The sequence below is a fragment of the Mesorhizobium sp. B1-1-5 genome (assembly GCF_006443065.1).
Classification (GTDB): Bacteria; Pseudomonadota; Alphaproteobacteria; order Rhizobiales; family Rhizobiaceae; genus Mesorhizobium.
The window spans coordinates 1-1,256 of sequence record NZ_VFWS01000474.1; the positions used below are offsets into that span (position 1 = coordinate 1).

1 protein-coding gene is annotated in these 1,256 nt (G+C 62.3%); it reads left to right on the plus strand.

The window, feature by feature from the left end; all coding sequences use genetic code 11:
* The first annotated feature begins 304 nt into the window (after positions 1-304).
* Positions 305-967 (plus strand): YggS family pyridoxal phosphate-dependent enzyme, encoded by a 663-nt coding sequence (locus FJ980_RS32495; protein ID WP_140547547.1) that lies wholly within the window; start codon positions 305-307, stop codon positions 965-967.
* The last annotated feature ends 289 nt before the right edge of the window (positions 968-1,256 follow it).

Here is a 1,256-nt window from a genome sequence, read left to right on the forward strand (position 1 = left end):
CGTTCGGTTGCCATCGGATGTTTTTCACTTAAAAGCAGGTGCGCGGTGCTGGATTTAAGGCGTGTCGATATTCAGGTCAGGCCGAGCCGAAAATGGCGGGTTCCGAGAACCGGAGCGGAGCGTACTTTTCGTACGTGAGCACCGGAAGCGCAGGAAACCGGCATTTGCAGGCCGGCGTCACCTGAATACCGACACGCCTAGGCCGGCAGCCGAGACAATGTCGTCGCGGTGTTCACCATGGATTGCCGGACCCGTCAACTGCGGCGAGCGGGCCGGCCATGAAAACTATAGGCAGGATGGTGGCATGACGAACGCCGTAGAGCAGCTTCACGCGGTCAGGGCGAAGATCGCGAACGCCGAACGCGAGGCGAAGCGCGCACCCGGCGCCGTCACGCTGGTGGCGGTGTCGAAGACCTTCGCGGCCGAGGACATCCGCCCCGTCATCGAGGCGGGCCAGCGCGTCTTCGGCGAGAACCGCGTGCAGGAAGCGCAAGGCAAATGGCCGGCGCTGAAGGCGGCATTTGCCGACATCGAGCTGCACCTGATCGGACCGCTGCAATCCAACAAGGCCAAGGAAGCGGTGGCGCTTTTCGATATCATCGAAACGGTGGACCGTGAGAAGATCGCCGCTGAGCTGGCCAAGGAGATGGCAAGGCAGGGTCGCTCACCAAAACTCTATGTCCAGGTCAACACCGGATCCGAGCCGCAAAAGGCCGGCATCGAGCCGCGCGAGGCGGTCGCCTTCGTCAAACGCTGCCGCGACGTGCATGGTCTGGCCATCGAGGGCCTGATGTGCATCCCGCCGGCCGATGAGAACCCCGGCCCGCATTTCGCGCTGCTGGAAAAGCTCGCCCGCGAGGCGGGCGTCGCGAAACTTTCGATGGGTATGTCCGGCGACTACGAGACCGCGATCGCCTTCGGCGCGACCAGCGTCCGAGTAGGGTCGGCGATCTTCGGCAACCGGTGACGCCGCCACCCGCTACCTTTCGCTGAACTTGATTGATAATCGGCTGCTACCGCGTTATATCTAGCCAAGCTAGCTAGTGGCACCGCACAGGGATTTTGACCAGTCGGCTCTGTTTGCGTTGGCAGGTGGCATGCGTTGGAGATTGGCCGAAACGCCCATCGCGATCGTCATTCTAGGGCGGAGCAGGAGCGAAGCTCCGTTCGCGAAGACCCTGGAATCCATGCCGTTACCTTCGCCAAGGATCGCTACGGAGCAAAATTCTGCACCGTGGCGGCGCTTCCAAGTCACG

Coding starts and splice junctions, on each gene's coding strand:
- FJ980_RS32495 (WP_140547547.1), top strand. CDS start 305: ATGACGAACGCCGTAGAGCAGCTTCACGCGGTCAGGGCGAAGATCGCG.